The organism is Kribbella sp. VKM Ac-2571 (assembly GCF_004362255.1).
Taxonomy (GTDB): Bacteria; Actinomycetota; Actinomycetes; order Propionibacteriales; family Kribbellaceae; genus Kribbella; species Kribbella pratensis.
In genome coordinates, this window is record NZ_SNWS01000009.1 from 232,969 (window position 1) to 253,968 (window position 21,000).

A 21,000-nucleotide genomic window follows, 5' to 3' on the forward strand; every position below is an offset into this window, starting at 1 on the left:
CCTTCAGGACCTTCTAGACCTTCAGGACCGGCGCGATGACCTTGGACTTCGAGCCTTCGTACGCGGCGAGCAGGATGCCGAGGACGGCGATGCCTTCCTCTTCGGTGTGCAGCGGACGCTGCTTGCCGAGCAGCGAGTCGGCGAAGTGGCCGATCTCGGCGACGAACGTGTCGACGGGCTCGAACTCGAAGGTCTCGGACTCACCCGACCGGAGGCGGTAGGACAGCGTCGTACCGTCACTGGTCAGTGAGCCGAGCTCGCCGACGGCCGAGAACCGCTCGGTGCCGGCGGCCGGCTGGTACGCCCAGCTGGTCACCAGCTGGCCGACGACTCCGTTGTCGAACCTGATCAGGACCTGCGCGGAGTCCTCACCCTCCATGAACTTCAACCGGTGCGTGGAGAGCATCGCGGTCGCCTCGACCGGCAGCCCGCCGGCGAGGTGCAGCATCAGATAAGTGGGGTGGTACCCGGTGTCGATGAGCTCGCCACCACCACTTGTTTTGCTGCTCGCCCGCCAGCCCATCGAGCTCGGGTCGAAGTCGTTGTAGAAGCTGTCCGTCGTCCGCACCTCGTACACGGTGCCGATCGTCCCGGCCTGCAGCAGCTCCCGGGCCTTCGCGACCGCCGGCATGAACAACTGGTTGTGCGCGCACATCAGCGTCACGCCGTTCTCGGTTACCGCCTTGCGAACATCTGCTGCCTCCTCGGCGGACAGGCACAGCGGCTTCTCGCACAGGATGTGCTTACCCGCCTCGGCGGCCGCGACGATCGCGTCCCGGTGCAGGTGGTGCGGCAGACAGATGTCGACCGCATCGAGCTCCTCGTTGGCGAGCATCTCTCGGAAATCCGTGTACGCCGTGGCGCCCAGCTCCGCGCCACGCTTCTTCGCGGTCTCGTCCACGGCGTCCGCGACCGCGGTGACACCGATCCGGTCCGCGTGCTGCTGATAACCCTTGATGTGCGCCGAGGCGATTCCCCCTGCGCCGATCAGACCGACCTTGATCATCGGGACGTCCTCTCAGCTGTAGGAGATCACTCGGTTGGACTCGGCCGCCGCGTTCGCCGCGACCACCAGGCGGGTCAGCTCGACCGCGCGCTCGATGTTCTCGTCCGCACGCGTGCCGTTGGTGATGTGATCGACCCACTGCGCGAACGGATCCGGCGAGTGCTCGGGCACCGGTACCTGCTCGCCGTTCACGGTCAGCACGTTGCCCGCGTCGGTGTACGTGAGCGTGCCCTCGGTCCCGAACAGCTCGATCGTGAACGGGTTGCTGCTCGCGAACCCCGCCTCGATCACCCCGATCTTCTGGTCGCCGTACCCGGCCACCACGACAGCGTTGTCTTCCAGCCCTCGGTTCGCCACCGAGCGGTACGTCGCACTCACGGTCTCCGGCGTCGCGCCGAGGAAGAGCTGGATCAGGTACACCGGGTGGCAGCCGAGGTCGGTGAGCGCCCCGCCGATCGCCGCCTTCGGCTCGAAGAACCGCTGCGGCAGCCAGCCCTCCTTGCCGTCGCGCGGGATCGCGCCGTCGTGCGAGAGGCGGACCCGGCCGTACGTCAACTGCCCGAGCGAACCCTTGTCCAGCACCTCCCGGATCGCGGTCGTGTAGCCGTGCGCGAGCCGCGGCAGCGAGACCGTCAGCTTCACGCCGGCCGCATCGGTGGCGGCCACGATCTCCTCGGCCTCGGCGACCGTCGGAGCGAGCACTTTCTCTGTGTAGATGTGCTTTCCGGCCTCTGCGGCCTTGACCATGATGTCGCGGTGGACGTCGGTCGGAGTCGTGATCACAACGCCGTCCAGGTCGTCCCGCGCGAGCAGTGCGTCGAGGTCGCTGGTGAACTCCACGCCGAACTGGTCGGCACCGGCCTGGCCACGCTCGGCATCGTCGTCCCAGACGGCCACCAGGTCCGTCCCGGGATGTGCTTGCGCCTGCCTCGAGTAGTCGCCGGCATGGACGTGCCAGAAGCTGAGCGTCGCGATCTTCAGCGGGTTGGACACGCGGGTCCTCCTCAGTGGAAACCTTCGGAAACGTTTCTGTTCGACCGTCGGCAGATCACGGTACAACGTTGTCAGGAGTGCGCAACAGACTTCCGGCGCGCCCGTTCACACGGTGAGACCCGTGTGCAATCGGGATGCTTATAGTTATCCAGGAGTCCAGGAAATAGGTGAGGTGTCGCGATGAGTGAACAGCCGGCCGGCGGGGATCTGTCCCGGTTGCGCCAGCTCAACGCGGCCGCCGTATTGCGGGAGTTGCGCGGCGATCAGCCGCTGACGCTCACCGAACTGTCGAAGCGCACACGGCTGTCGCGCGCTTCGACCGAGGACGTGGCACGGGACCTGCTCGGGCGCGGTTGGCTGACCGAGGTGGCGCCGGCGTCCGGGTCGGTCGGACGGCCGGCTCGGCGGTACCGGTTCAACGCCGGTGCCGGGCGGTTGCTCGGGATCGACATCGGCGGGCACAAGGCGCTGGCGCTGGTCACCGACCTGGACGGCGAGGTACTGAACCAGAGCCGGATCGAGGTCGACCCGGAGCTTGGCCGGCGCGAGCGGCTAGCAGTGCTGGATCGGTGCGTGCGCAAGGCGTTGGCGGGTGCGGGCGTCGAGGCAGGGCAGATCGGGTCGACGGGGGTGGCGACGACCGGGCTCGTCGACGGCACAGGGAAGGTGATGCTGTCCGACTCGCTGCCGGAGTGGACGGGGGTCGATCTGGGTGCTCATGTACGGCGGCTTGTGCCAGGTCCTGTCCGCGTCGAGAACGACTGCAAGCTAGCGGCGCTGGCGGAAACCTGGCGGGGGGTCGCGCGCTACGCGAAGGATGTCGTGTTCCTGCTCGCCGGCCTGCGTACCGGCGCCGGCCTCATCATCGACGGCAAACTCCACCGCGGCTTCGCCAACTGGTCCGGCGAAATAGGCGCCCTCCCCGCCGCCGGCTGGCAACAGGCGCCGCACCACCTCCAGACCTGGCTCGAGAGAAACCCCCGACCGGCACCTGGGGCGAGTGGGCTTGAGCGGGTGTTCTTGGCTGCTCGGGGTGGCGAGCAGGAGGCTCTGGAGGCGGTGCGGGGGTATGTGTCGGACCTCGCGGTCGGGGCTTCGGCGTTGGTGTTGACGTTGGATCCGCAGTTGGTGGTGATCGGGGGCGGGTTCTCGCGGTCGGCGGACGTGATGGTGGAGCCGCTGCGGCGGGAGCTGGACCGGTGGTGCCTGCGGACGCCGGAGATCCGCGTGTCGGCCTTCGCCGACGAAGGAGTCGCGCTCGGCGCCGTCCGGCTGGCGCTCGACGAGGTCGAGTCGACCATCACAACCGGCCTCAGACCTTGACATAATTTTCCTGGACTCCATGATTATCCCCATCGCCCCGCTCCTGCACATCCGCACTGTCAGCTAGGAGACGATCATGAGAAGGCTTGCTGCAGCGGTCTGTTCGATCGGACTGCTGCTTCCTGCGCAGCAGGCGATCGCCGCGCCGCCGACGACGACCCGCACCTACACGACCAGCGACGAGGTGATCGCGAATCCGGAGCGCGGTTTCTACCACCACACCGAAACGCACTACAAAGCCGACAACACCGGCTACGTCCCACTCGACGTCACCACGCTGCGGAAGTTCCGCACCGAGGAACACATCACGCAGATCCTCCGCGTGTTCTACCTGGAGAAGTTCGCGAGCCGGGACGTGATCGACAAGCAGTACCTCGACCTGGTTCGCGCCGACTTCCGCACCGCCCGGGCGGCCGGCGTCAAGGTGATCGTGCGGTTCGCGTATGCGCTGCCCGGTGCCGGCTGGCCGCCGCCCACGCCGTACGGCGACGCGCCGGTCGCCCGTGTGCTCAAGCACATCCAGCAACTCACGCCGGTCCTGCGCGAGAACATCGACGTGATCCAACTCGTCCAGTCCGGCTTCGTCGGCCTGTGGGGCGAGGGCTACTACACCGACTACTTCAGCAACCCGCAGGACCCGAGCCAGGTCTCGGACCAGAACTGGGCCGACCGCAAGGCCGTGACCGACGCCCTCCTGAAGGCCCTCCCGAAGGACCGGATGATCCAGGTGCGCACGCCGTACATGAAGCAGCGGATGTACGGCGTACCGACCGGGACCGAAGGCGCGTTGACCGCCGAGCAGGCGTACGACGGTTCGCCGCTGGCCCGGATCGGGCATCACAACGACTGCTTCCTGGCCAGCCCGGACGACTTCGGGACGTACCTGAGCGACCCGATCGAGCTGGACAAGGACTTCGTTGCCCAGGACACCAATTATGTGCCCGAAGGCGGCGAGACCTGTGCGGTCAACTCACCGCGGTCGGACTGGGAGTCTGCCTCCGCCGAAATGGCCCGGCTGCACTTCTCGTTCCTCAACACCGACTACAACCACGACGTGCTGAACACGTGGGGCGATAACATCGAGACCGCAAAGCAGAAACTCGGCTACCGGTTCGCGCTCGCTCAGAGCACGGTCACGGCCAAGGCGAAGCCGCGCGGCCAGGTCAACGTCGGCGTGCAGATCCGGAACGACGGGTGGGCAGCGCCGTACAACCCGCGCCAAGTGCAGCTGATCTTCCAGAACGACCAGCACACGTTCAAGGTCAACGTTCCGGCCGACCCGCGTCGCTGGGGAAGCGGTACGACGGCCAACCTCGACTGGAAGGTCGCCGCGCCGCCCGTACCCGGCACGTACCGCCTGTTGCTCAACCTGCCGGACCCGCTCCTGTCCACTCGCCCCGAGTACTCGATCCAACTCGCCAACACCGAAACGTGGCAGCCGACCACCGGCTACAACGACCTAGGCCAGACCGTGACTGTCGGATAGGCGCCGTTCCCGAGAGCGGGGAACTCTGCTGCCTGGTACAGGTTGGCAGGGTTCCCGCTCGGGCCTAAGCGCTGTCGCGGGGTGTGGGTTGGGGTTCGGGGGCTGGGGTGGGGTGGGTGCGGGGGCCGTGGGTGATGCCGGCGGCGGCGTAGGCGTCGGCTTCGTCGAGGGTTTCGTGTTCGAGGAGCTCGGCGGCGATCGAGTCGAGCTTCGAGCGGTTCTCGCGCAGCAGACGGCGGGCATCGGCGTAGCACTGCTCGATCAGGCGGCGTACCTCCTCGTCGACAGTGTTGAGCAGCTCGTCCGAGACTCCCGCCGTACGGGCGTCGCCCTCGGACGGCAGGATCGACACCGGGCCGATCGCGTCGGACATGCCCCACCGGCCCACCATCGAGCGGGCGATCCGCGTCGCCGTCTCCAGGTCGCTCTCGGCGCCCGTGGTCACCACACCGAGGACCTCCTGCTCGGCCGCCATCCCGCCGAGCGCCCCGATGATCCGGCCGCGCAAGTAGTCCACGTCGTACCCGTAGCGGTCGGACTCCGGCGTCGACAGGGTCACCCCAAGCGCCCGTCCGCGCGGAATGATCGACACCTTCCGGACCGGGTCCGCGCCCTTCTGGATCATGCCGAGCAACGCGTGGCCGCCTTCGTGGTACGCCGTCCGCCGACGCTCCTCCTCCGGCATCACCACGTTCCGCGCGGTCCCGAGCTGGACCTTCTCCAGCGCGTCGGTCAGGTCGCGGTGGGTGATCTGCGACTCGCCCTGCCGCGCCGCCGCGAGCGCGGCCTCGTTCAAGAGGTTGGCGAGGTCGGCACCTGTCATGCCGGGCGTTGACCGGGACAGTGCCGCCAGGTCGGCATCCGGCGCGAGTGGCTTCCCGCGCGCGTGCACCTTGAGGATCGCCTCGCGGCCCGGCTGGTCCGGCGCGTGCACCGTGATCGTCCGGTCGAACCGGCCAGGGCGGAGCAGCGCCGGGTCGAGTACGTCGGCACGGTTCGTGGCGGCAAGCACCACGACGCCCTCGGTACCGGAGAACCCGTCCATCTCGGTGAGGATCTGGTTCAGCGTCTGCTCACCCTCGTCGTGCCCGCCGACCGACCGGGCACCGCCGCGGGCGCGTCCGATGGTGTCGATCTCGTCGATGAAGATGATCGCCGGCGCCACCTTCCGAGCCTCGCCGAACAGCTCCCGCACCCGGCTCGCACCGACGCCCACGATCATCTCGATGAACTCCGAGGCACTCGCGGAGAAGAACGGCACGCCGGCCTCCCCCGCGGTCGCCCGCGCGAGCAGCGTCTTCCCGGTACCAGGTGCGCCGGCCAGCAGCACGCCCTTCGGTGCCCGTGCCCCGAGCCGCCGGTACTTCTCCGGATCCTTCAGGTAGTCGACGACCTCCTCGATCTCGGACTCGACCTCGTCGATCCCCGCGACGTCCGCGAACGTCACCCGCACGGTGCTCGGGTCGACCGGCTTCTTCTGCTGGCCACCGCCCCCGAGCAACCCGCCCAGACCACCACCCAGGCCGCCACCCGCGCGGCTGCGCCGGAACAGCCAGAAGTAGAACGCGGCGATCAGGATGAACGGGCCGAGCGAGATCAGCAGGTTCAACAGCACGCCGCGCTGCGCGACCACCGGCGTCGCCCGGACTGTGGCGCCGCCCTTCTGCAGGTCGCCGTACAGGTTGTCGTTGGCGAACGTCGGCCGCTCGGTGGTGAACTTCGTGTACGTCGACCCGCTCTTGCCCGGCACCTCCGCGGCCTGCTTCAGCCGCCCCTCGATGGTGTCGCCGCGGGAGAAGATCTCGGCGACGTTCTGCTTCTGCACCTGCGCGGTGAAGTCGGTGTAGGCGATGGTCTGCTCGCCGCCGGACATCTGGTCCTGCATCGTGGTGAGCAGGAAGAGCACGAGGTACCCGCCGACGATCCACGCGGCCCACTTCCACCACCCCGGCCGGCGCGGCTTGTCGCCGTTCCCCTCGTGGCCGGCCGGCAGTCCCTCGGTCCGCCACGGCTTGTGCGGCCGCTGCGGTCCGTCGTTCTTCCGGTCGCCCTGGTCGGCGCCCTGGCCCCGGTCGGCGCTGGCCTCGTCCTTCGCCGGCGGCTCCTTCTCGCTCATGAAGCCAAACATAGGACCTGAACCCACATCGGACACAGCAGAAACTCCTCCGTCGTACCCTGACGCATGCCCACCGAAGTGATCCTCGACTGCGATCCCGGCCACGACGACGCGCTGGCGATCCTGCTCGCGGTCGCCGATCCGGCCGTCGAACTGCTCGCCGTGACGACCGTGGCGGGTAACCAGACCGTCGACAAATGCACGGTGAACGCACGCCGCGTCCTGTCCCTCGCGGGCGCCTCCGAGATCCCCGTCGCGCGGGGCGCCGACCGGCCGTTGGTACGCCGGTTGCGCATCGCCGACGACGTTCACGGCCGTACCGGGCTCGACGGTCCGCACTTCACGGACGAGCCGTCGGTCCCGGAGTCGCCGTACTCGGCGCAGGACCTTCTGGTCGACGTATTGCGCTCGAAACCGGCGACGATCGTCGCGACCGGGGCTTTGACGAACATCGCGCGGCTGCTCATCGAGGAGCCTGCTCTGGCCGCGAACGTCACCGAGATCGTCTGGATGGGCGGGTCCACCGAGCGCGGCAACATCGCACCGCTCGCCGAGGCCAACGCGTACGTCGATCCGGAGGCGGCGGACGTGGTGGTCCGGTCGGGTGTCCCGTTCACGATGTGTGGGTTGAACGTGACGCATCAGGCGCTCGTGACGGACGACGTACTCGCGCGGCTCGAGCGGATCGGGACCCCGTTGGCGCGGGTCTGCGGCGAATGGATGACGTTCTTCGCGTCGACGTACCGGGAGCTGTTCGGGTTCGAGGCGCCACCGCTACATGACCCGGTCGCGGTGGCGCGCGTGATCGATCCTGCGATCGTCCGCTGCGTCGAGGCGAATCTGGTGATCGAAACAGCCGGCGAGTGGACCGCCGGCGCCACCGTCGTGGACCTGGACGGCTACACCGGCCGCCCCGCGAACGCCCGGATCGCCGTCGACCTCGACCGGGACGCCTTCTGGGACAAGGTCATCGCCGCGATCGCTGAGCTTTCCGTCTGCTGACAGCGGAACAGCCTTCTCCCCAGCCGCCTGCTGCCTCAGGGTGGAGGTGTCGAAGGAGGACAAACATGTACGTCGAGAAGCAGTGGGACGCGACCGTTCCGGGTCAGCCAGGGATCCCCGGGCGCCCGTGGCCCGAGATTCCCGGGGTGCCGCGGCCGGGGGCTCCCGGAGCGCCCGAGCGGCCCGCACCGCAGCCGATCCTACCGTCCTGGTACGAGCCGACGTCGATCACGCTCGAGCGTGAGCTGGCCGATCGGCTGCTGGCGGAGCGGGTGATCCTGATCGGCGGCCACCTCGACGACCTGCTGGCGAACCACATCGCGTCGCAGCTGCTGCTACTGAATGCCCAGGGCAACGACCCGGTCACGCTCCACCTGTCGTCGACGGAGTCCGACCTGGAGGCGGCGCTGTCCGTCGCCGCCGCGATCGACCTGATCACCGCACCCGTGAACGTCGTCGCCCGCGGCACGGTCCGCGGCCCCGCGATCGCCGTACTCGCCGCTGCCGAGGAACGCGAGGCCCACCGCCACACGACCTTCGTCCTCTCCGCACCTCGTTTCACAGCCGAGGGCACCGCCGACGAACTCGCCACCTTCTCCGAAGAACACGACCACCAGGCGGCCCGCCTCCGAGACCTCATCGCCCACGCCACCGGCCGCGCGGCCGACGAGGTAGCGGCCGACCTCGAAACCGGCCGGGTCCTCACCGCCGAAGACGCGCAGACCTACGGTCTGATCACCCGCGTCCGCTGAACACGGCATACCCGCCGGTGACTGGAGATAGGCAATAGCCTGTCTCCACTCACCAGGGGCTATTCCCACATCAGGGAACGGTGAGGACCAGGCGGCCGGGGGTGTTGCCGGTGGTTTGGCGCTTCCACGCGCTCTCCACGTCGGCGAGGGCGGCCGTTTCGTAGGCGACGGTGATCTCGCCGGTGGCGGCGTGTTGGAGTACGGCGGTGAGCGCGTCGCGGCGTTGATCCTTGGTGAGCGCGTTGTTCGTGTAGCCGAGAATGCTCGCCGACTTGCTCCGCAGGACGGCCGACGAGAAGACCGCCGCATCACTCGACGAGCCGCCGAGATTGACCAGGCGACCGCCGGGAGCCAGCGCCCGTGAGGCAGCCGTTGCCGCGACGCCGAACACCGAGTCGATCACCACGTCGTACGTCGGCTCGCCCAGCCGCGCCGTCAACTCGTCGACGTCGGTGCTCAGGGCAACCACCTCGTCAGCACCCGCCGCGAGTGCCCGCTCCCGCGACGCGTCCGACCGTACGACGGCCACGACCTGCGAGGCCCCGAGCACCCGGGCCGCACCGATCGCGACCTGCCCGACCGCGCCACCACCGCCCAGCACCAGCACCCGCTCACCCGCGTGCAGGCGCGCTCGCCCAGTCAACATCATCCACCCGGCAACTCCGGACAGTCCGATCGCCGCCACCGCCGCATCCCGCACCGGTGCGTCCAGGACGATCAGGTCGCCATCCGGTACGGCGGCCCGCTCCGCGAGACTCCCATCCCCCGCGGCCATCCCGGCCGAGGTTGCGAAGAACACTCGCGTGCCGGGGGCGACTGTCGCGGATTCCTCCACCACGCCGACGCCTTGCACCCCCGGTACGTACGGGAGCGCCGGCGGGCCGAAGTACGACGTACCGGAAGCGCAGAGCAGGTCGAGTGGCACGATCGGGGCTGCGGTGACGCGGACTACCGAAAGACCTTCGCCTGCCACCGGGTCGGGGTGCTCGGCGTGAGACGGTGGTTGGCCGTGGGTGTGCAGGACTGCGGCTCGCACGCGGACTCCTCAGGTAGCGATATCGGGGTAGGGCAGCGTGTAGTGCTGCTGCAGGACCCGGCCGTACGCCTTCTGGTACTCGAGCGGTCCGTGGTCGCGCTCGAACATCGCGATGAACAGGGTCAGAGTGAGGAACGGGTGCGCCCCCAATCCGAACAGGGCGACGTGGTCCTGTTCGCGCAACGCCTTCCGCTCGTCCTCGGTGAAGGCGAGCCACGTCGACTTCTCCGCGACCGCACAGTTCAGGATCTCGTTCGCCATCTCCTGCTCCCACCACGCCACGGTGCCGGCGGGATCTTCGCGGTAGCGCTCGACGAGCTCCGGATCGCGGTCGACGGTGTAGAGGAACTTGTTCAGCAGGTACCTGCTCATGCCGGCACTCCGTTCGGGTACCAGGTGAAGTACGCCTCCATCGTGTGGAACAGGTCGAGCGAATCCACATGATCCGCCTTCGCGCCGGCCCCCGCGACGCCCATCATCAACATGAAGTCCATGAACCCGTGCGTCGCGTTGCCCGGGAGATGCAGGCTGTCGAGCGTCACCTCCGCCAGGCACCCGTCGAGGTCGCCGCTCGCGATCCAGTCCACCGCCTTGCGGTCGAACTCCGGGTCCGGCCCGTGCGCACCGAACTGCCGCGGCCCGCCGAGCTCGAGCGACAGATGCCCGGTGCCGATGATCGCGACCCGCTTGTCGATCGGCCACGACTCCACCAGTTGCCGGATCGTCCGGCCGAGCTCGACGAAACGTCCCGGTCGCGGCAACGGCGGTGCGAAGATGTTGGTGTAGATCGGCACGATCGGCAGGTCCGCGTCCGGGCGGAGCGTGATGATCGGGCAGGTGATGCTGTGGTCGATCCGCAGTTCGTTGCTGAAGGCAAGGTCGAACCCGGCGTCCAGCCCGTTGCGCAGGATGTGCCCGGCGAGTTGCTCGTCCCCGGCCAGCCGCATCCGCGGCAGCCCGAACTCACGTTCCTCGTTGTACCAGTTCGCGTCGAAGTACGGCGCCTTGCCGACCAGGAACTGCGGCATGTTGTCCAGCCACAACTGGTGGAAGTGGTCGCTGCCGACCATCACCAGGATGTCCGGCCGAGCCTTCGTCAGGGTCTCCCGGAAGGCCTCGATCTTCGCCACCCATGCGTCGGCGAACGGCGGGCGATCGGCGCCTGCCGCGGTGCTGGCCCGGTAGTAGAACGGATGATGCGTGGAGGCGATCACCGCGGCGACTGTGGCCATGTGGTGCTCCTTCGGTGTAACTCAGCGGTCCGGATCGACGTACACGGCGTTGCGGTCGACGGTCAGGTAGGCGTCCATGCCGATCGGCCGGCGGCGTTCCTCGGCGAGCTGGCCGAGCAGCCCGGCAGCCCTTGCCAGCAGAGCGAATCCACGCAACAGCTCGACCGGCAACCCGAGATCGGCGAGCGCCGCACCGCACACACCGGCGCCGTTCAACGGCAGCTTGCGACCCAGCACCTGCTCGTGCACGCGGCCGATCGCCTGGAAGAGCTCGAGATGCGGGCCTTCCAGACCTTCCTCCCGGGCGATGCCGATGAGGACCGGCGTCCGAGGATCCTGCACCTTGTGCACCGGATGCCCGAGCCCCGGAATGTACTTTCCCTGGGCCCCACGCACGACCTCGAGCGCGAACGAGTCCCATCCGGCCTCGTCAGTCGGCAGCTCGCGTCCATCGAGAGCCTCGTGCAGGAACTGGCCGCAGTCCTCGGTCACACCGAGAAAGCGCGATCCCCCGCCCAGCAGGCCGGCGGCGAGCGCACCCTGGAGCGAGTCCGGCGCGGACAGATAGGTCAGTCGGGCGGCGATCGCCGTCGGCGTGAAGCCGTGATCGGCCAGTGCGACCAGCACCGCCTCGAACACCCGGGTCTCCGACGGCGTTGGCCGGCGCAACGCGACCAGCCAGAACGCGAGCTCGCCGAAGCCCACCTTGCCCATCAGGTCGGCGGTGAGGTCCTGTCCCAGCAGGCGGATCTCGTCGGCGGTCGACGTACCCAGGGAAGTCGGGAAAGTCGTCATTCCATCAGCCACTTCCGTAGTTCGGCACCATGTTCGTCCAGCGACGGCGGTGGAAGCCGGTACGACGCTGCGCTGTCCGAGAACGTGATCGGGTTGCGGACCGTCGGGATGTCGCCGACCGTCACCACCGGATCCAGGCCGATGTCCTCGGCGAACGCGACCCCGCCGTCAACGGTGTTGATCGGCCCGCACGGCACCCCGGCCGCGATGATGTCCCGGAACCATTCGAGCTTCGTCCGAGTCTTCAGCCGCGCCACCAGCAACGGCCGCAACTCGTCACGATGCGCGGTCCGCTTCTCGTTCCGGTCGAACCGCGGATCGTCGGCCAGCTCCGGTACGCCGAGAACCTCCACCAGCTTGCGGAACTGCCCGTTGTTCCCGGCCGTGATGATCAGGTCCCCGTCCGCGCACGGCAGCGGCTCGTACGGAAACAGGCTCGGATGGCTGTTCCCCATCCGCAGCGGTACGACGCCGCCCGCGACGTACGCACTCGACTGGTTCACGAGCCCGGACAGCGCCGACGACAGCAGGTTCACCTCGACGTGCTGACCGCGCCCCGTCTCGTGCCGCAGGTTGAGGGCGGACAGCACACCGATCGTCGCGTGCAGCCCGGCCATCACGTCGAAGACCGAGATGCCGGCGCGGAACGGTTCGCCGTCCGGAGCGCCGGTCAGGCTCATCAGCCCGGAGATCGCCTGCACGATCAGGTCGTACCCGGGCAGTTCGGCGCCGGTCGGTCCCGACCCGAAGCCGCTGATCGACGCGTAGATCAGCTCAGGGTTGCCCGCGGCAACGGTCTCGTAGTCGAGCCCGAAGCGCGCCAGCCCGCCCGGCCGGAAGTTCTCCACCACCACGTCCGCACGCCGCGCCAGTTCCTGCGCCGCGGCGAGATCCGACGGATCCTCCAGGTCGAGCGCGATCGACCGCTTGTTCCGGTTCACCGCGAGGTAGTACGTCGAGATGCCGTCGCGGACCGGCGGCTGCCAGGACCGGGTGTCGTCACCTCCGGGCGACTCGACCTTCACCACGTCGGCCCCGAGGTCGGCGAGCAGCATGGTCGCGTACGGACCGGCGAGGATCCGCGAGAAGTCGGCCACCAGCAGCCCGGACAGCGGACCTTTCACCTGACCTCCTGGGATCTACGGACATCTGTCCGCACAGTCTCGATCTCCTCGCATCACCTGTCAACAGGCTCTTGACACCATCGGGCAGCGCTCAGATAGTGAGCCTGACCGCCCCGTTGACCGTCATACGGACGTATGTCCGGGCAACTCCTTGGAGGCATCGATGACCACAGTGCTGTTGCGGGGCGGGACCGTGCTGACCATGGACGACCAGCACACGGTCGTCACCGACGGCGACGTACTGGTCGACGGCGACCGGATCGCGGCCGTCGGACAGCCCGGCCAACGGCTCGACGTACCGGAGGGAACGCAGGTCGTCGACGCGTCCGGCGGCATCGTCATGCCGGGCCTGATCGACACACACCGGCACATGTGGCAGACCGCGATGCGCGCGTACGGCGCCGACTGGACGCTCACGCAGTACTTCGTCTGGTACTACCTCGAGCACGGCAAGATCTTCCGGCCGGAGGACATCCACGCGGGCAACCTGACGTCGGCGTGGGAGTCGCTCGAGGCCGGCGTCACGACCACGGTCGACTGGTCGCACGGGCTGCAGAGCGTCGAGCACGCCGAGGCCGCCGTGGACGCGTTGCGCGCCGTACCCGGCCGGTTTGTCCTTGCCTACGGCAACATCCAGGCCGGCCCGTGGGAGTGGACCGCGGATCCGTCCGTGCGCGCCTTCCTGGAACGGCTGCGGGACGACGCACAGCTCGGTCTGCAGCTGGCCTTCGACGTGACCGGTGATCCGGCCTTCCCGGAGCGGGCCGCGTTCGAGGTCGCGCGCGAGCTCGGGCTCGGCGTCACCACCCATGCCGGTGTCTGGGGTGCGACCAACGACAACGGCATCAAGCTGATGCACGAGAACGGCTTCATGACGCCGCAGAACATCTACGTCCACGCGGCCACGCTCACCACGGACTCGTACCAGCGGATCGCCGCGACCGGCGGCTCGATCTCGGTCTCCACCGAGTCCGAGCAGAGCGCCGGCCAGGGCTACCCGCCGACCTGGCAGGTACGCCGCCACAACATTCCGGTGTCGCTGTCGATGGACACCAGCGTGTGGTGGAGCGGCGATCTGTTCAGCGCGATGCGGACCACGCTCGGCGCGGACCGGGCCCGCGAGCACCTGGAGGCGCACATGAAGGGCGAAACCGTGACCCACAGCCATCTGCGGGCCGAACACGTGGTCGACTGGGCGACCCGTGGCGGTGCCCGCGCGCTCGGCCGTGATGACCTCGGCAGCCTCGAACCGGGCAAGAAGGCCGACGTGATCCTGATCAAGAACGACGCGTCACCGGTGTCGTTCCCGCTGATCAACCCGTACGGCCAGGTCGCTTTCCAGGCCCAGCGCGGCGACGTGCACACGGTGATCGTCGACGGCCGTGTGGTCAAGCACAACCACCAGTTGGTGGATTGCGACCTGAGCGCCGTACGACGGGAGGTCGAGGCGACCGTCGACCACTTGCGATCGGCGCTCGGTGAGGAGGCCTGGCAGAGCGGCATGAACCCGGAGCTGCCGGAGGGCGAGGTGCTCGACAATCCGTACCAGTACACGGCGTACAAGTCCGACTCGACCCGCGAGGCGCGTGGCACCATCTTCGGTGAGTAGTCGACCAACAGGAGGACGGTACATGGCAGGCCGTGGCGCAGGTCCGGACTTTGTCGAGTCGCTGGCTCGTGGGCTGGACGTGCTCGCCTGCTTCGACGTGGACCATCGCACGATGTCGCTCACCGAGGTCGCGGCCGCGGCCGGCCTGGCCCGGCCCACCGCGCGCCGGCTGCTGCTGACGCTCGAGGAACTCGGCTTCGTCCGCACGACCGGCGGCTCGTTCCAGCTCACGCCCAAGGTGCTGACGCTCGGCATGGCGTACGTCGGTTCGCTCGGCCTGTGGGACATCGCGAAGCCGCATCTCGAGACGCTCGTCGCACGCACCGGCGAGTCCTCCTCGATGGCACAGCTCGACGGCTCGGACATCGTGTACGTCGCCCGCGTGTCGGTGCCGAAACTGATCGCGTTACGGGTCGACATCGGCACCAGGTTCCCGGCCGCGCAGACGTCGCAGGGCAAGGTCCTGCTCTCGGCGCTCTCCCCCGATGCGCTCGCCGACGTTCTCGCGCAGCCGAGTCGCGCCGGACTGCCGCCGTACATCGGCCGGACCGCGGAGCAACTGCGTGACGAGCTGACCGAGATCCGCGCGCGCGGATGGGCATTGGCCGACGAGGAACTCGCGCCGGGCGTCCGCTCGGTCGCGGCACCGGTACGCGACGGCACCGGCACCGTGAGAGCCGCGATGAACGTGACTGTGCACGCGGCCGAGACGTCGGTCGAAACGCTGCTGCACGACCATCTGCCGTTGTTGCTGCGTACGGCAGGAGATGTCAGCGCGGAGTGGGCGCTCTGGCAGTCCCGTCCACACGTCGAGGTCGACCAGCGAGACGAGACCTCCGCCTGACCCCGTGCCGTCGCCGCCCTTCGGGCGGGGTGGGGAAGGATGGGCTGCATGACAGTTCTCGACTCGCCCATTCCCCGGTTTCATCTCGCGATGCCGGTCGACGACCTGGACGCGGCGCGGCACTTCTACGGCGAGGTGCTCGGCCTCGAGCAGGGCCGCAGCTCCGACACCTGGATCGACTGGAACCTGCGCGGCCACCAGTTCGTCACCCATGTCGCGCCCGAGAAGACGAAGCGCATCCACAACCCGGTCGACGGCCACGACGTACCGGTGCCGCATTTCGGACTGATCCTGACCGTCGACGAGTTCCAGACCTTCGCCGAGCGGTTGAAGGCGGCCGGCACCGAGTTCGTCATCGAGCCGTACGTGCGGTTCCAGGGGCAGACCGGTGAGCAGTGGACGATGTTCTTCCTCGACCCGGCCGGGAACGCCCTGGAGTTCAAGGCGTTCGCGGACGACTCCCAGGTGTTCGCTGCCTGAGCAGCGAGTCTAGGGCGTGATCCACCCGGTCAGGATCGTCGTACCGGACTGCGTCGTGCAGACCAGCCGGTAGGGAATGTTCGGCGGCGGGCCGAGCACGAAGAACCCGAGTTCGTCGATCTCCGCCTCGGCCAGTTTGCCGCCGTCGCCGCGGGCCGTGACCGTGCCGACCTCGGGCGGGTCGAGCTGCCCCAGGACGGCGTTCGGCGTCAGCTCGAGCTCGACCGTCCAGCCGTCCGAGGCGAACGTGAGCGAACGCAGGATCGCGCTCTCGGAGCGGATCGCGAGCGTGTCCAGCGGATCCTGCGCGGAGTCGTAGGTGAGCGCCGCCAGTTCGGCGTCGATGGTCCGCCATGCGAACGCCGCCTTGCCGGCTTCGACGAAGGCGGACGGAACGTCGTCCGCGGACGCCAGCGCGTCCCGCAGGGCTTCGATCAGCTTCTCGTCGTCGTGCCATTCCGGATCCAGCACGGTGCTCTCACCCCCTCGTCCTGTCATCGGGTCCGTCCGCCGCCAGCCGTACCAGCGCGGGAGTCTGTCGTAGCCGGGTCAGGCAGCGGGACCGGTTCGGGCCGATGCTGCCGATCGGCACGTGGAGCCGCCGGCTGATCTCGTCGTACGGCGCCGGTGGGTCCTGCATCAGCAGGCCGAGCAGCATCTGGCACCGCCGGGAAAGTTCGGCGAACGCGGTCCGCAGGATCATCTTGCGTTCGTGCCGCAGTACTTCTTCCTCGGCGATCGCCTGCTCGGGGACGTCGGGCGCGTGCTCGAAGTCCACCGGTTCGACCCGGCTGGTCGCACGGATCAGCCGGATGCACTCGCGCTGGGTCGTGGTCGCGATCCAGCCCGGCAGCGCGGCCGGCTCGCGCAGACCCGGCAGGTGCTCGACCAGCCGCAGCCACACGCTCTGTCCGACGTCGTCGATATCCGGCTGCGCCAAGCGGCATCGCCGGCACACCGAATAGACGAGCGGCGCATACCGCTCCACCAATTCGTCCCACGCATTCTTATCGCCGTCCCTGGCCCTGGTGACCAGGTCGACGACTGTCGGGTCATCCCGCATGCCGTCCCCCTCTCTCACCGGACCGCTCAGCTATACCTCTCTTACTGGTACAGAGCGATTCGGATGACCGCTGATACATCAAGCCCCGAGTGCAACGAACGAACGACCAGCGGCATCGGCCACCGGATCACCTCGCGTTTCCAGACGAGCCGCGGCGAATGCTGCCGCCAGCGACTGACCTGCCTGCAGGTTCTCGTGCAACGCGAGCATCAAGGGAGCGGTTGCCGGGTCGTTCACCGGTACGACGCTCGCCAGGATGCCCGCCGCGCCCAACGGGATCAGGCTGCTGCTCAACCCCAGCAGCTCGTCCGCGCCGACCGGCTTCGCCAGCCCGGAATCGCAACTGGACAAGACAATCCGGTAAGGCGCTCTCCGTAGCCGCTCGAAGTCGTACACGGTCAGCGGCCCGTCGTCGAGCCGCAACGACGAGAACAACGGGCTGTCCGAGCGGAACGTGCCGTGCGCCGCGATGTGCGCGATCCAGGCACCGTCGAGCTCCCGCAGTACCTTCTCCGCGGTCGCGTCGCCGTCCGCCAGCACTGTGGCGTCCGGGTACTGCTTCGCCAGCTGCATGACCTCGGCGCGGCCCGCCGACAAACCCGGTCCGAGCACCAGCACGACACGACGATCCGACGGCGGCCGCACCTGCCGCGCGCGCAACCACGTCGCCGCCGACGGCACCACGTTCACGGCTCGATCAGCCAGCGCCGGCACCAGACCCCACGGCAACGCGTGCAACCTGCCCGGCGGCACCATCACCACGGGCCGATCCCCCAGCAACTCCTGCGCAGGCCCAAGAATCGCGTCCCCCAACCGCTCACCCAGTACGTCGAGTGACGGTCCACCCTGAGGTCGACCGTGTGCTCTGCCGTGGGCCAGGCGGCGCAGGTGGAACCGGGACCGTTCCACCTCGAGTGCTGCGGCGGACAGCGGGCCGACCTCGTGCCGGGTGATCCGCCCGTCCCGCACCACCACCGCGTGCAGCACACCACCAACCTCAACCAGCTCAACAAGCACGGTCTCGCCGAGCGCCCCCACCAACTCATCAACATCGAACCGAAGCACCCCGCCCGTCGCCATCACCCCGCCCGCGCCTCTGGGCCTGCCCGCCGCCCCACCCTTCATCCCATCCGCTGCCCCGCGCGGTCCGCCGCCCTGGGCTCGTAGGGCTCGGTCTCGGACTGCCTTTTCAAGGCGTCGGCGTTCGTTCTCCAGCGACGGATCGGGTGACCCGTCCAGCCGTCGTACGACGTCCCGCAAGGCCGCGAGCTCGCCGACGAGTTGCTCGTCGTTCGGTGGACGCACCGGCGGCACCCCGAGCGCCGTCGCCCGCCACCGCTCACCCCAACTCAGCAACCGCCGCGGATCGTCGCGCCGCAACGCGTCCCGCAGCGCCAGCTCCGCCAACTCGGCACCATGCCCCGTCGCCAACGCCCGCAACTCGGTCGCGCCCATCGCCAGCCGATGCTCGTCCAATGCATCCAAGCCACGGGCGCAGGCCGACAACATCCCTCGCACGTCACTCCGCGCCTCGGCCCGCAACGCCTTCCCCAGCCACGCCGCACTCCGGGCGATCGGCGGCGCGTCCTTGCTGTGCCGCCCGGCCAACTCCAGTTGACGATCGGCTGCCCGAGCCCGCCCTTCGGCCAACGCCAACCGCCCGGCCAGCAGATGCGCGGCCGACGCCTCCGATGCACCCAGCGCATCCAGCCGATCAGCCACCGCGCTGACGCGTCGAAGTAGCCGCTCTCCACGTTCGCCCGACTGATACCGCGCCTCCAGCAACACCATCCACGAACGCACCGACCACCACTCCCGGTGCTGCGCCGAGAACAACCGCCGCGCCCGATCCGCTCGCTCCTGTGCCGCCGCCGGATTCCCCGCCGCCAACGCAGCGGTCGCGGCCGCGAACAACAGTTCCCCGCGTTTGGTCGCCGTACCGCCCTCGGCCGCGATGGCCTGATCCATCTCCGCGAGAGCCTCTGCACTGAGACCGGCCGCGAGCAGTACGCCGCACCGATCGATCGCCAGATCAGGCCACACCACGTCGACTGCCGCAAACCGCCGGCCCGCTTCGTCCAGGTACCGCAGCGCTGCGGGCAGATCGCCCCGCGAGTACGCGACCAATCCCCGATTCTGCCGGGCCTCGGCGTACTCGAACTCCTGACCCGTCGCGGCGTACAACTTCTCCGCAACCGCGAAATCCGCATCCGCGCGCACCGTAGCGCCCAAAGCGAGTTGGATGAATCCGCGATAGTTCCGCGACCGCGCCTCCCAGACCTGATCGCCAGAACGCCGCAACCGCGTGATCGCGGACCGCAGATCGTCGAGCGCCTCGCGATGCCGCCCGAGCACCAGCAGTACGTCGGCGCGCCGTAGCAGCACCCGACCGGTCAGCGCACCGCGGCTGAGGTCGACCGCCCGATCGAGCCGCGCCAGACCCTCCCGGCTCCGGCCCGCGCGACCGAGCGTTGCGCCCAACGTGGCAAGGACATCCGCTTGCCGCTCCGACCGCCCCGACTGCTCCGCCAGCCGCAGCGCGGTGCGCAACTCGCGGACCGCCGTGGTCACGTCGCCGAGCTGCCGCAGACTGATGCCCCAGGCCTGGTGCGCGATCGATGCCTCGACCGCCGCCGGCGCAGCGGCCAGCAGCGTCCGCGCCGACGCGATCGCGTCGTGCGGACGTGACAACGCCAGAGGCAGCAGATTTTCTACCGCCTCGGCACTCCCCCCTGCCGTCGGCATTCTGGAATAGTATCGGGCATTTCGACTGTCCAGGGGGATGTAGGGAAATGGAAAATCAAACGACCGAACGAAAGTACATTGCGCAGATCGAGCTGATTCTCAGAGCATTCGAGCGTGAGGTCGAGGTGTTCCCGGAGGACTGGGAGAAGCGGCCGGAGGGGGCCGACTACCTGTACCGCACCGGAGCGGTCCTGGTGCGCGACAAGGACGTGCCACGAGTGATCGAGCTCTTCGAGGGCGGCCGCCCGGACGACGGCGGGATCGGCGGCGTCACCCGGCTGCTGCTCCCGGACCGCGTGCCGCCCGAGGCGCCGGAAGATCGCTCGCTCACCCAACGATTCCTCAAGTACGCCGACCTGCGGCTCGGACGCGGTGTCGTCACGCCGGAGCACCTGTTCTACGTGACGCCGAGCGTCAGCCCGTGCCCGGCGACCGAGCCCGAGGAGGTCATGCCCGGTACTCCGCCTGACCCGGTGCTGCCCACACCGTTCCTGTCCGCGGGCGCCGCGGACGGTCGCGGGGTGAAGGTCGTCGTACTCGATGTGGGCTGGTCCGACGCACCGGCGGCGTACTGGCTCAACGGGGTGACCGGCGATCCGGAGAACGCGTTCGACGGGGCCGGGCACATCAAGCCGTACGCCGGTCACGGGACCTTCATCGCCGGAGTGATGCGGGCGATCGCGCGCAACGTGGAGATCGTGGTGAAGAGCTACTTCACCACGGCCGGTGCGATCTGGGAGTTCGATCTCGCGCAGGCACTGGACGAGATCCTCGATCTGGCGCCCGACATCATCAGCTTGTCGGCGGGCACCAGGACGCGGTTCGACCTCGCGCCGCTCGGTCTGGACGTGTTCATCCAGACCCGGCTGAACCGCGTCAACGGCCTCACACTGGTCGCGGCAGCGGGTAACGAGTCGTCGAGGGACTACTTCTGGCCGGCCGCGTTCCCCGAGGCTGTCGGCGTCGGGGCGCTGGCGGACAACGGGCGGGACCGGGCGTCGTTCAGCAACTTCGGTGGCTGGGTCGACGTCTACGCACCGGGCGAGCACCTGGTGAACGCATTCCTGACCGGCGACTACGAGTGCACCGAACCGCCGAACGCCGGCCAACTGCGCTCGTTCCAAGGCATGGCCCGGTGGAGCGGTACGTCGTTCGCGACGCCGCTCGTGGCCGGTCTGATCGCCGGCCGGATGTCGGTCACCGGTGAGAGCGCCAAGCAGGCGGCGGACGCCCTGCTGGCCTTCGCGCTCACGCAACCCGAGCCGGGCACCGGGCCGGTCCTGCGAGCCGGCGACGCGCTCGCGTCACTCGGCAAGAACTAACACTCGGCAAGAACTAACGCGCCGACGCGGTGCGGATCTCCGGCCTGACCGCCCGGACGCTCGCACCGCGTC

The 21,000-nt window shown here is 68.8% G+C and carries 19 protein-coding genes; 8 read left to right on the forward strand and 11 right to left on the reverse strand.

Annotated features, from left to right (window positions below; translation table 11 throughout):
• Positions 1–13: 13 nt before the first annotated feature.
• Both EV651_RS21475 and EV651_RS21480 read right to left on the reverse strand, forming a co-directional pair.
• A complete protein-coding gene (locus tag EV651_RS21475) occupies positions 14–1,006 on the reverse strand; it encodes a Gfo/Idh/MocA family protein (protein WP_133786992.1) in 993 nt (330 codons plus the stop codon).
• Positions 1,007–1,018: 12 nt separating this feature from the next.
• Positions 1,019–1,999 carry a Gfo/Idh/MocA family protein gene (locus EV651_RS21480; RefSeq protein ID WP_133786993.1) on the reverse strand — a complete coding sequence of 327 codons (981 nt, stop codon included), beginning with the start codon at positions 1,997–1,999 and terminating at the stop codon, positions 1,019–1,021.
• Positions 2,000–2,179: 180 nt separating this feature from the next.
• Between EV651_RS21480 and EV651_RS21485 the strand changes: the two genes are divergently transcribed.
• Entirely contained in the window at positions 2,180–3,322 is a 1,143-nt protein-coding gene (locus EV651_RS21485; RefSeq protein ID WP_133786994.1) for an ROK family transcriptional regulator, read from the forward strand.
• Between the two features lie 76 nt (positions 3,323–3,398).
• Positions 3,399–4,808 (forward strand): DUF4832 domain-containing protein, encoded by a 1,410-nt coding sequence (locus EV651_RS21490; protein WP_133786995.1) that lies wholly within the window; start codon positions 3,399–3,401, stop codon positions 4,806–4,808.
• A gap of 64 nt (positions 4,809–4,872) precedes the next feature.
• Here EV651_RS21490 and ftsH read toward each other — a convergent pair whose 3' ends face one another.
• Complete coding sequence (ftsH, locus tag EV651_RS21495; protein ID WP_133786996.1) at positions 4,873–6,924, reverse strand: ATP-dependent zinc metalloprotease FtsH; 2,052 nt, start codon at positions 6,922–6,924, stop codon at positions 4,873–4,875.
• A gap of 66 nt (positions 6,925–6,990) precedes the next feature.
• Here ftsH and EV651_RS21500 point away from each other — a divergent pair, with 66 nt between their 5' ends.
• Both EV651_RS21500 and EV651_RS21505 read left to right on the forward strand, forming a co-directional pair.
• Entirely contained in the window at positions 6,991–7,926 is a 936-nt protein-coding gene (locus EV651_RS21500; RefSeq protein ID WP_133786997.1) for a nucleoside hydrolase, read from the forward strand.
• A gap of 65 nt (positions 7,927–7,991) precedes the next feature.
• Positions 7,992–8,678: a ClpP family protease gene (locus tag EV651_RS21505; protein ID WP_133786998.1), complete on the forward strand. Its 687-nt coding sequence runs from the start codon at positions 7,992–7,994 to the stop codon at positions 8,676–8,678.
• A gap of 70 nt (positions 8,679–8,748) precedes the next feature.
• On the opposite strand, the gene EV651_RS21510 is transcribed toward EV651_RS21505, so the two are convergent.
• The 5 genes from EV651_RS21510 to EV651_RS21530 are packed head-to-tail and all read right to left on the reverse strand — an operon-like array spanning position 8,749 to position 12,865.
• A complete protein-coding gene (locus EV651_RS21510; protein ID WP_133786999.1) occupies positions 8,749–9,714 on the reverse strand; it encodes a zinc-binding alcohol dehydrogenase family protein in 966 nt (321 codons plus the stop codon).
• Between the two features lie 9 nt (positions 9,715–9,723).
• Positions 9,724–10,086: a hypothetical protein gene (locus tag EV651_RS21515; protein WP_133787000.1), complete on the reverse strand. Its 363-nt coding sequence runs from the start codon at positions 10,084–10,086 to the stop codon at positions 9,724–9,726.
• Positions 10,083–10,946: an extradiol ring-cleavage dioxygenase gene (locus EV651_RS21520; RefSeq protein ID WP_133787001.1), complete on the reverse strand. Its 864-nt coding sequence runs from the start codon at positions 10,944–10,946 to the stop codon at positions 10,083–10,085. Before EV651_RS21520 ends, EV651_RS21515 begins: the two co-directional genes overlap by 4 nt.
• Before the next feature lie 21 nt (positions 10,947–10,967).
• The gene (locus EV651_RS21525) at positions 10,968–11,741 is read right to left on the reverse strand and encodes a citryl-CoA lyase (protein WP_133787002.1); all 774 of its coding nucleotides are present in this window, start codon (positions 11,739–11,741) and stop codon (positions 10,968–10,970) included.
• Complete coding sequence (locus EV651_RS21530) at positions 11,738–12,865, reverse strand: CaiB/BaiF CoA-transferase family protein (protein ID WP_202870444.1); 1,128 nt, start codon at positions 12,863–12,865, stop codon at positions 11,738–11,740. The genes EV651_RS21525 and EV651_RS21530 overlap by 4 nt, the downstream gene beginning before the upstream one ends.
• Before the next feature lie 163 nt (positions 12,866–13,028).
• On the opposite strand from EV651_RS21530, the gene EV651_RS21535 reads away from it, so the two are divergent.
• Genes EV651_RS21535 through EV651_RS21545 form a run of 3 tightly spaced genes read left to right on the forward strand, consistent with a single transcriptional unit; the run spans position 13,029 to position 15,798 of the window.
• On the forward strand, positions 13,029–14,474 hold the full coding sequence (locus tag EV651_RS21535) for an amidohydrolase family protein (protein ID WP_133787003.1): 1,446 nt from the start codon (positions 13,029–13,031) through the stop codon (positions 14,472–14,474).
• A 22-nt stretch (positions 14,475–14,496) separates the two neighbouring features.
• Complete coding sequence (locus tag EV651_RS21540; protein WP_133787004.1) at positions 14,497–15,318, forward strand: IclR family transcriptional regulator C-terminal domain-containing protein; 822 nt, start codon at positions 14,497–14,499, stop codon at positions 15,316–15,318.
• A gap of 48 nt (positions 15,319–15,366) precedes the next feature.
• Positions 15,367–15,798 carry a VOC family protein gene (locus EV651_RS21545; RefSeq protein ID WP_133787005.1) on the forward strand — a complete coding sequence of 144 codons (432 nt, stop codon included), beginning with the start codon at positions 15,367–15,369 and terminating at the stop codon, positions 15,796–15,798.
• A 9-nt stretch (positions 15,799–15,807) separates the two neighbouring features.
• Here the strand turns inward: EV651_RS21545 and EV651_RS21550 are convergent, their stop codons facing one another.
• The 3 genes from EV651_RS21550 to EV651_RS21560 all read right to left on the reverse strand — a co-directional run bounded on the left by EV651_RS21550 (position 15,808) and on the right by EV651_RS21560 (position 19,606).
• Positions 15,808–16,296, reverse strand: coding sequence for a hypothetical protein (locus EV651_RS21550; protein WP_133787006.1), 489 nt, complete (start codon positions 16,294–16,296; stop codon positions 15,808–15,810).
• Entirely contained in the window at positions 16,277–16,861 is a 585-nt protein-coding gene (locus tag EV651_RS21555) for an RNA polymerase sigma factor (protein WP_133787007.1), read from the reverse strand. Before EV651_RS21555 ends, EV651_RS21550 begins: the two co-directional genes overlap by 20 nt.
• Before the next feature lie 78 nt (positions 16,862–16,939).
• Positions 16,940–19,606 carry a CHAT domain-containing protein gene (locus tag EV651_RS21560; RefSeq protein ID WP_133787008.1) on the reverse strand — a complete coding sequence of 889 codons (2,667 nt, stop codon included), beginning with the start codon at positions 19,604–19,606 and terminating at the stop codon, positions 16,940–16,942.
• Between the two features lie 47 nt (positions 19,607–19,653).
• Here EV651_RS21560 and EV651_RS21565 point away from each other — a divergent pair, with 47 nt between their 5' ends.
• Complete coding sequence (locus EV651_RS21565; RefSeq protein ID WP_166658693.1) at positions 19,654–20,928, forward strand: S8 family serine peptidase; 1,275 nt, start codon at positions 19,654–19,656, stop codon at positions 20,926–20,928.
• Positions 20,929–21,000: the final 72 nt, after the last annotated feature.

Excerpts from the sequence above, each read along its gene's own strand:
- EV651_RS21500 (WP_133786997.1), top strand. The coding sequence starts at position 6,991 with ATGCCCACCGAAGTGATCCTCGACTGCGATCCCGGCCACGACGACGCG.
- EV651_RS21485 (WP_133786994.1), top strand. The coding sequence starts at position 2,180 with ATGAGTGAACAGCCGGCCGGCGGGGATCTGTCCCGGTTGCGCCAGCTC.
- EV651_RS21475 (WP_133786992.1), bottom strand. The coding sequence starts at position 1,006 with ATGATCAAGGTCGGTCTGATCGGCGCAGGGGGAATCGCCTCGGCGCAC.
- EV651_RS21560 (WP_133787008.1), bottom strand. The coding sequence starts at position 19,606 with ATGCCGACGGCAGGGGGGAGTGCCGAGGCGGTAGAAAATCTGCTGCCT.
- EV651_RS21565 (WP_166658693.1), top strand. The coding sequence starts at position 19,654 with ATGGAAAATCAAACGACCGAACGAAAGTACATTGCGCAGATCGAGCTG.
- EV651_RS21520 (WP_133787001.1), bottom strand. The coding sequence starts at position 10,946 with ATGGCCACAGTCGCCGCGGTGATCGCCTCCACGCATCATCCGTTCTAC.
- ftsH (WP_133786996.1), bottom strand. The coding sequence starts at position 6,924 with ATGAGCGAGAAGGAGCCGCCGGCGAAGGACGAGGCCAGCGCCGACCGG.
- EV651_RS21505 (WP_133786998.1), top strand. The coding sequence starts at position 7,992 with ATGTACGTCGAGAAGCAGTGGGACGCGACCGTTCCGGGTCAGCCAGGG.
- EV651_RS21525 (WP_133787002.1), bottom strand. The coding sequence starts at position 11,741 with ATGACGACTTTCCCGACTTCCCTGGGTACGTCGACCGCCGACGAGATC.
- EV651_RS21490 (WP_133786995.1), top strand. The coding sequence starts at position 3,399 with ATGAGAAGGCTTGCTGCAGCGGTCTGTTCGATCGGACTGCTGCTTCCT.
- EV651_RS21535 (WP_133787003.1), top strand. The coding sequence starts at position 13,029 with ATGACCACAGTGCTGTTGCGGGGCGGGACCGTGCTGACCATGGACGAC.
- EV651_RS21540 (WP_133787004.1), top strand. The coding sequence starts at position 14,497 with ATGGCAGGCCGTGGCGCAGGTCCGGACTTTGTCGAGTCGCTGGCTCGT.
- EV651_RS21555 (WP_133787007.1), bottom strand. The coding sequence starts at position 16,861 with ATGCGGGATGACCCGACAGTCGTCGACCTGGTCACCAGGGCCAGGGAC.
- EV651_RS21545 (WP_133787005.1), top strand. The coding sequence starts at position 15,367 with ATGACAGTTCTCGACTCGCCCATTCCCCGGTTTCATCTCGCGATGCCG.
- EV651_RS21515 (WP_133787000.1), bottom strand. The coding sequence starts at position 10,086 with ATGAGCAGGTACCTGCTGAACAAGTTCCTCTACACCGTCGACCGCGAT.
- EV651_RS21550 (WP_133787006.1), bottom strand. The coding sequence starts at position 16,296 with ATGACAGGACGAGGGGGTGAGAGCACCGTGCTGGATCCGGAATGGCAC.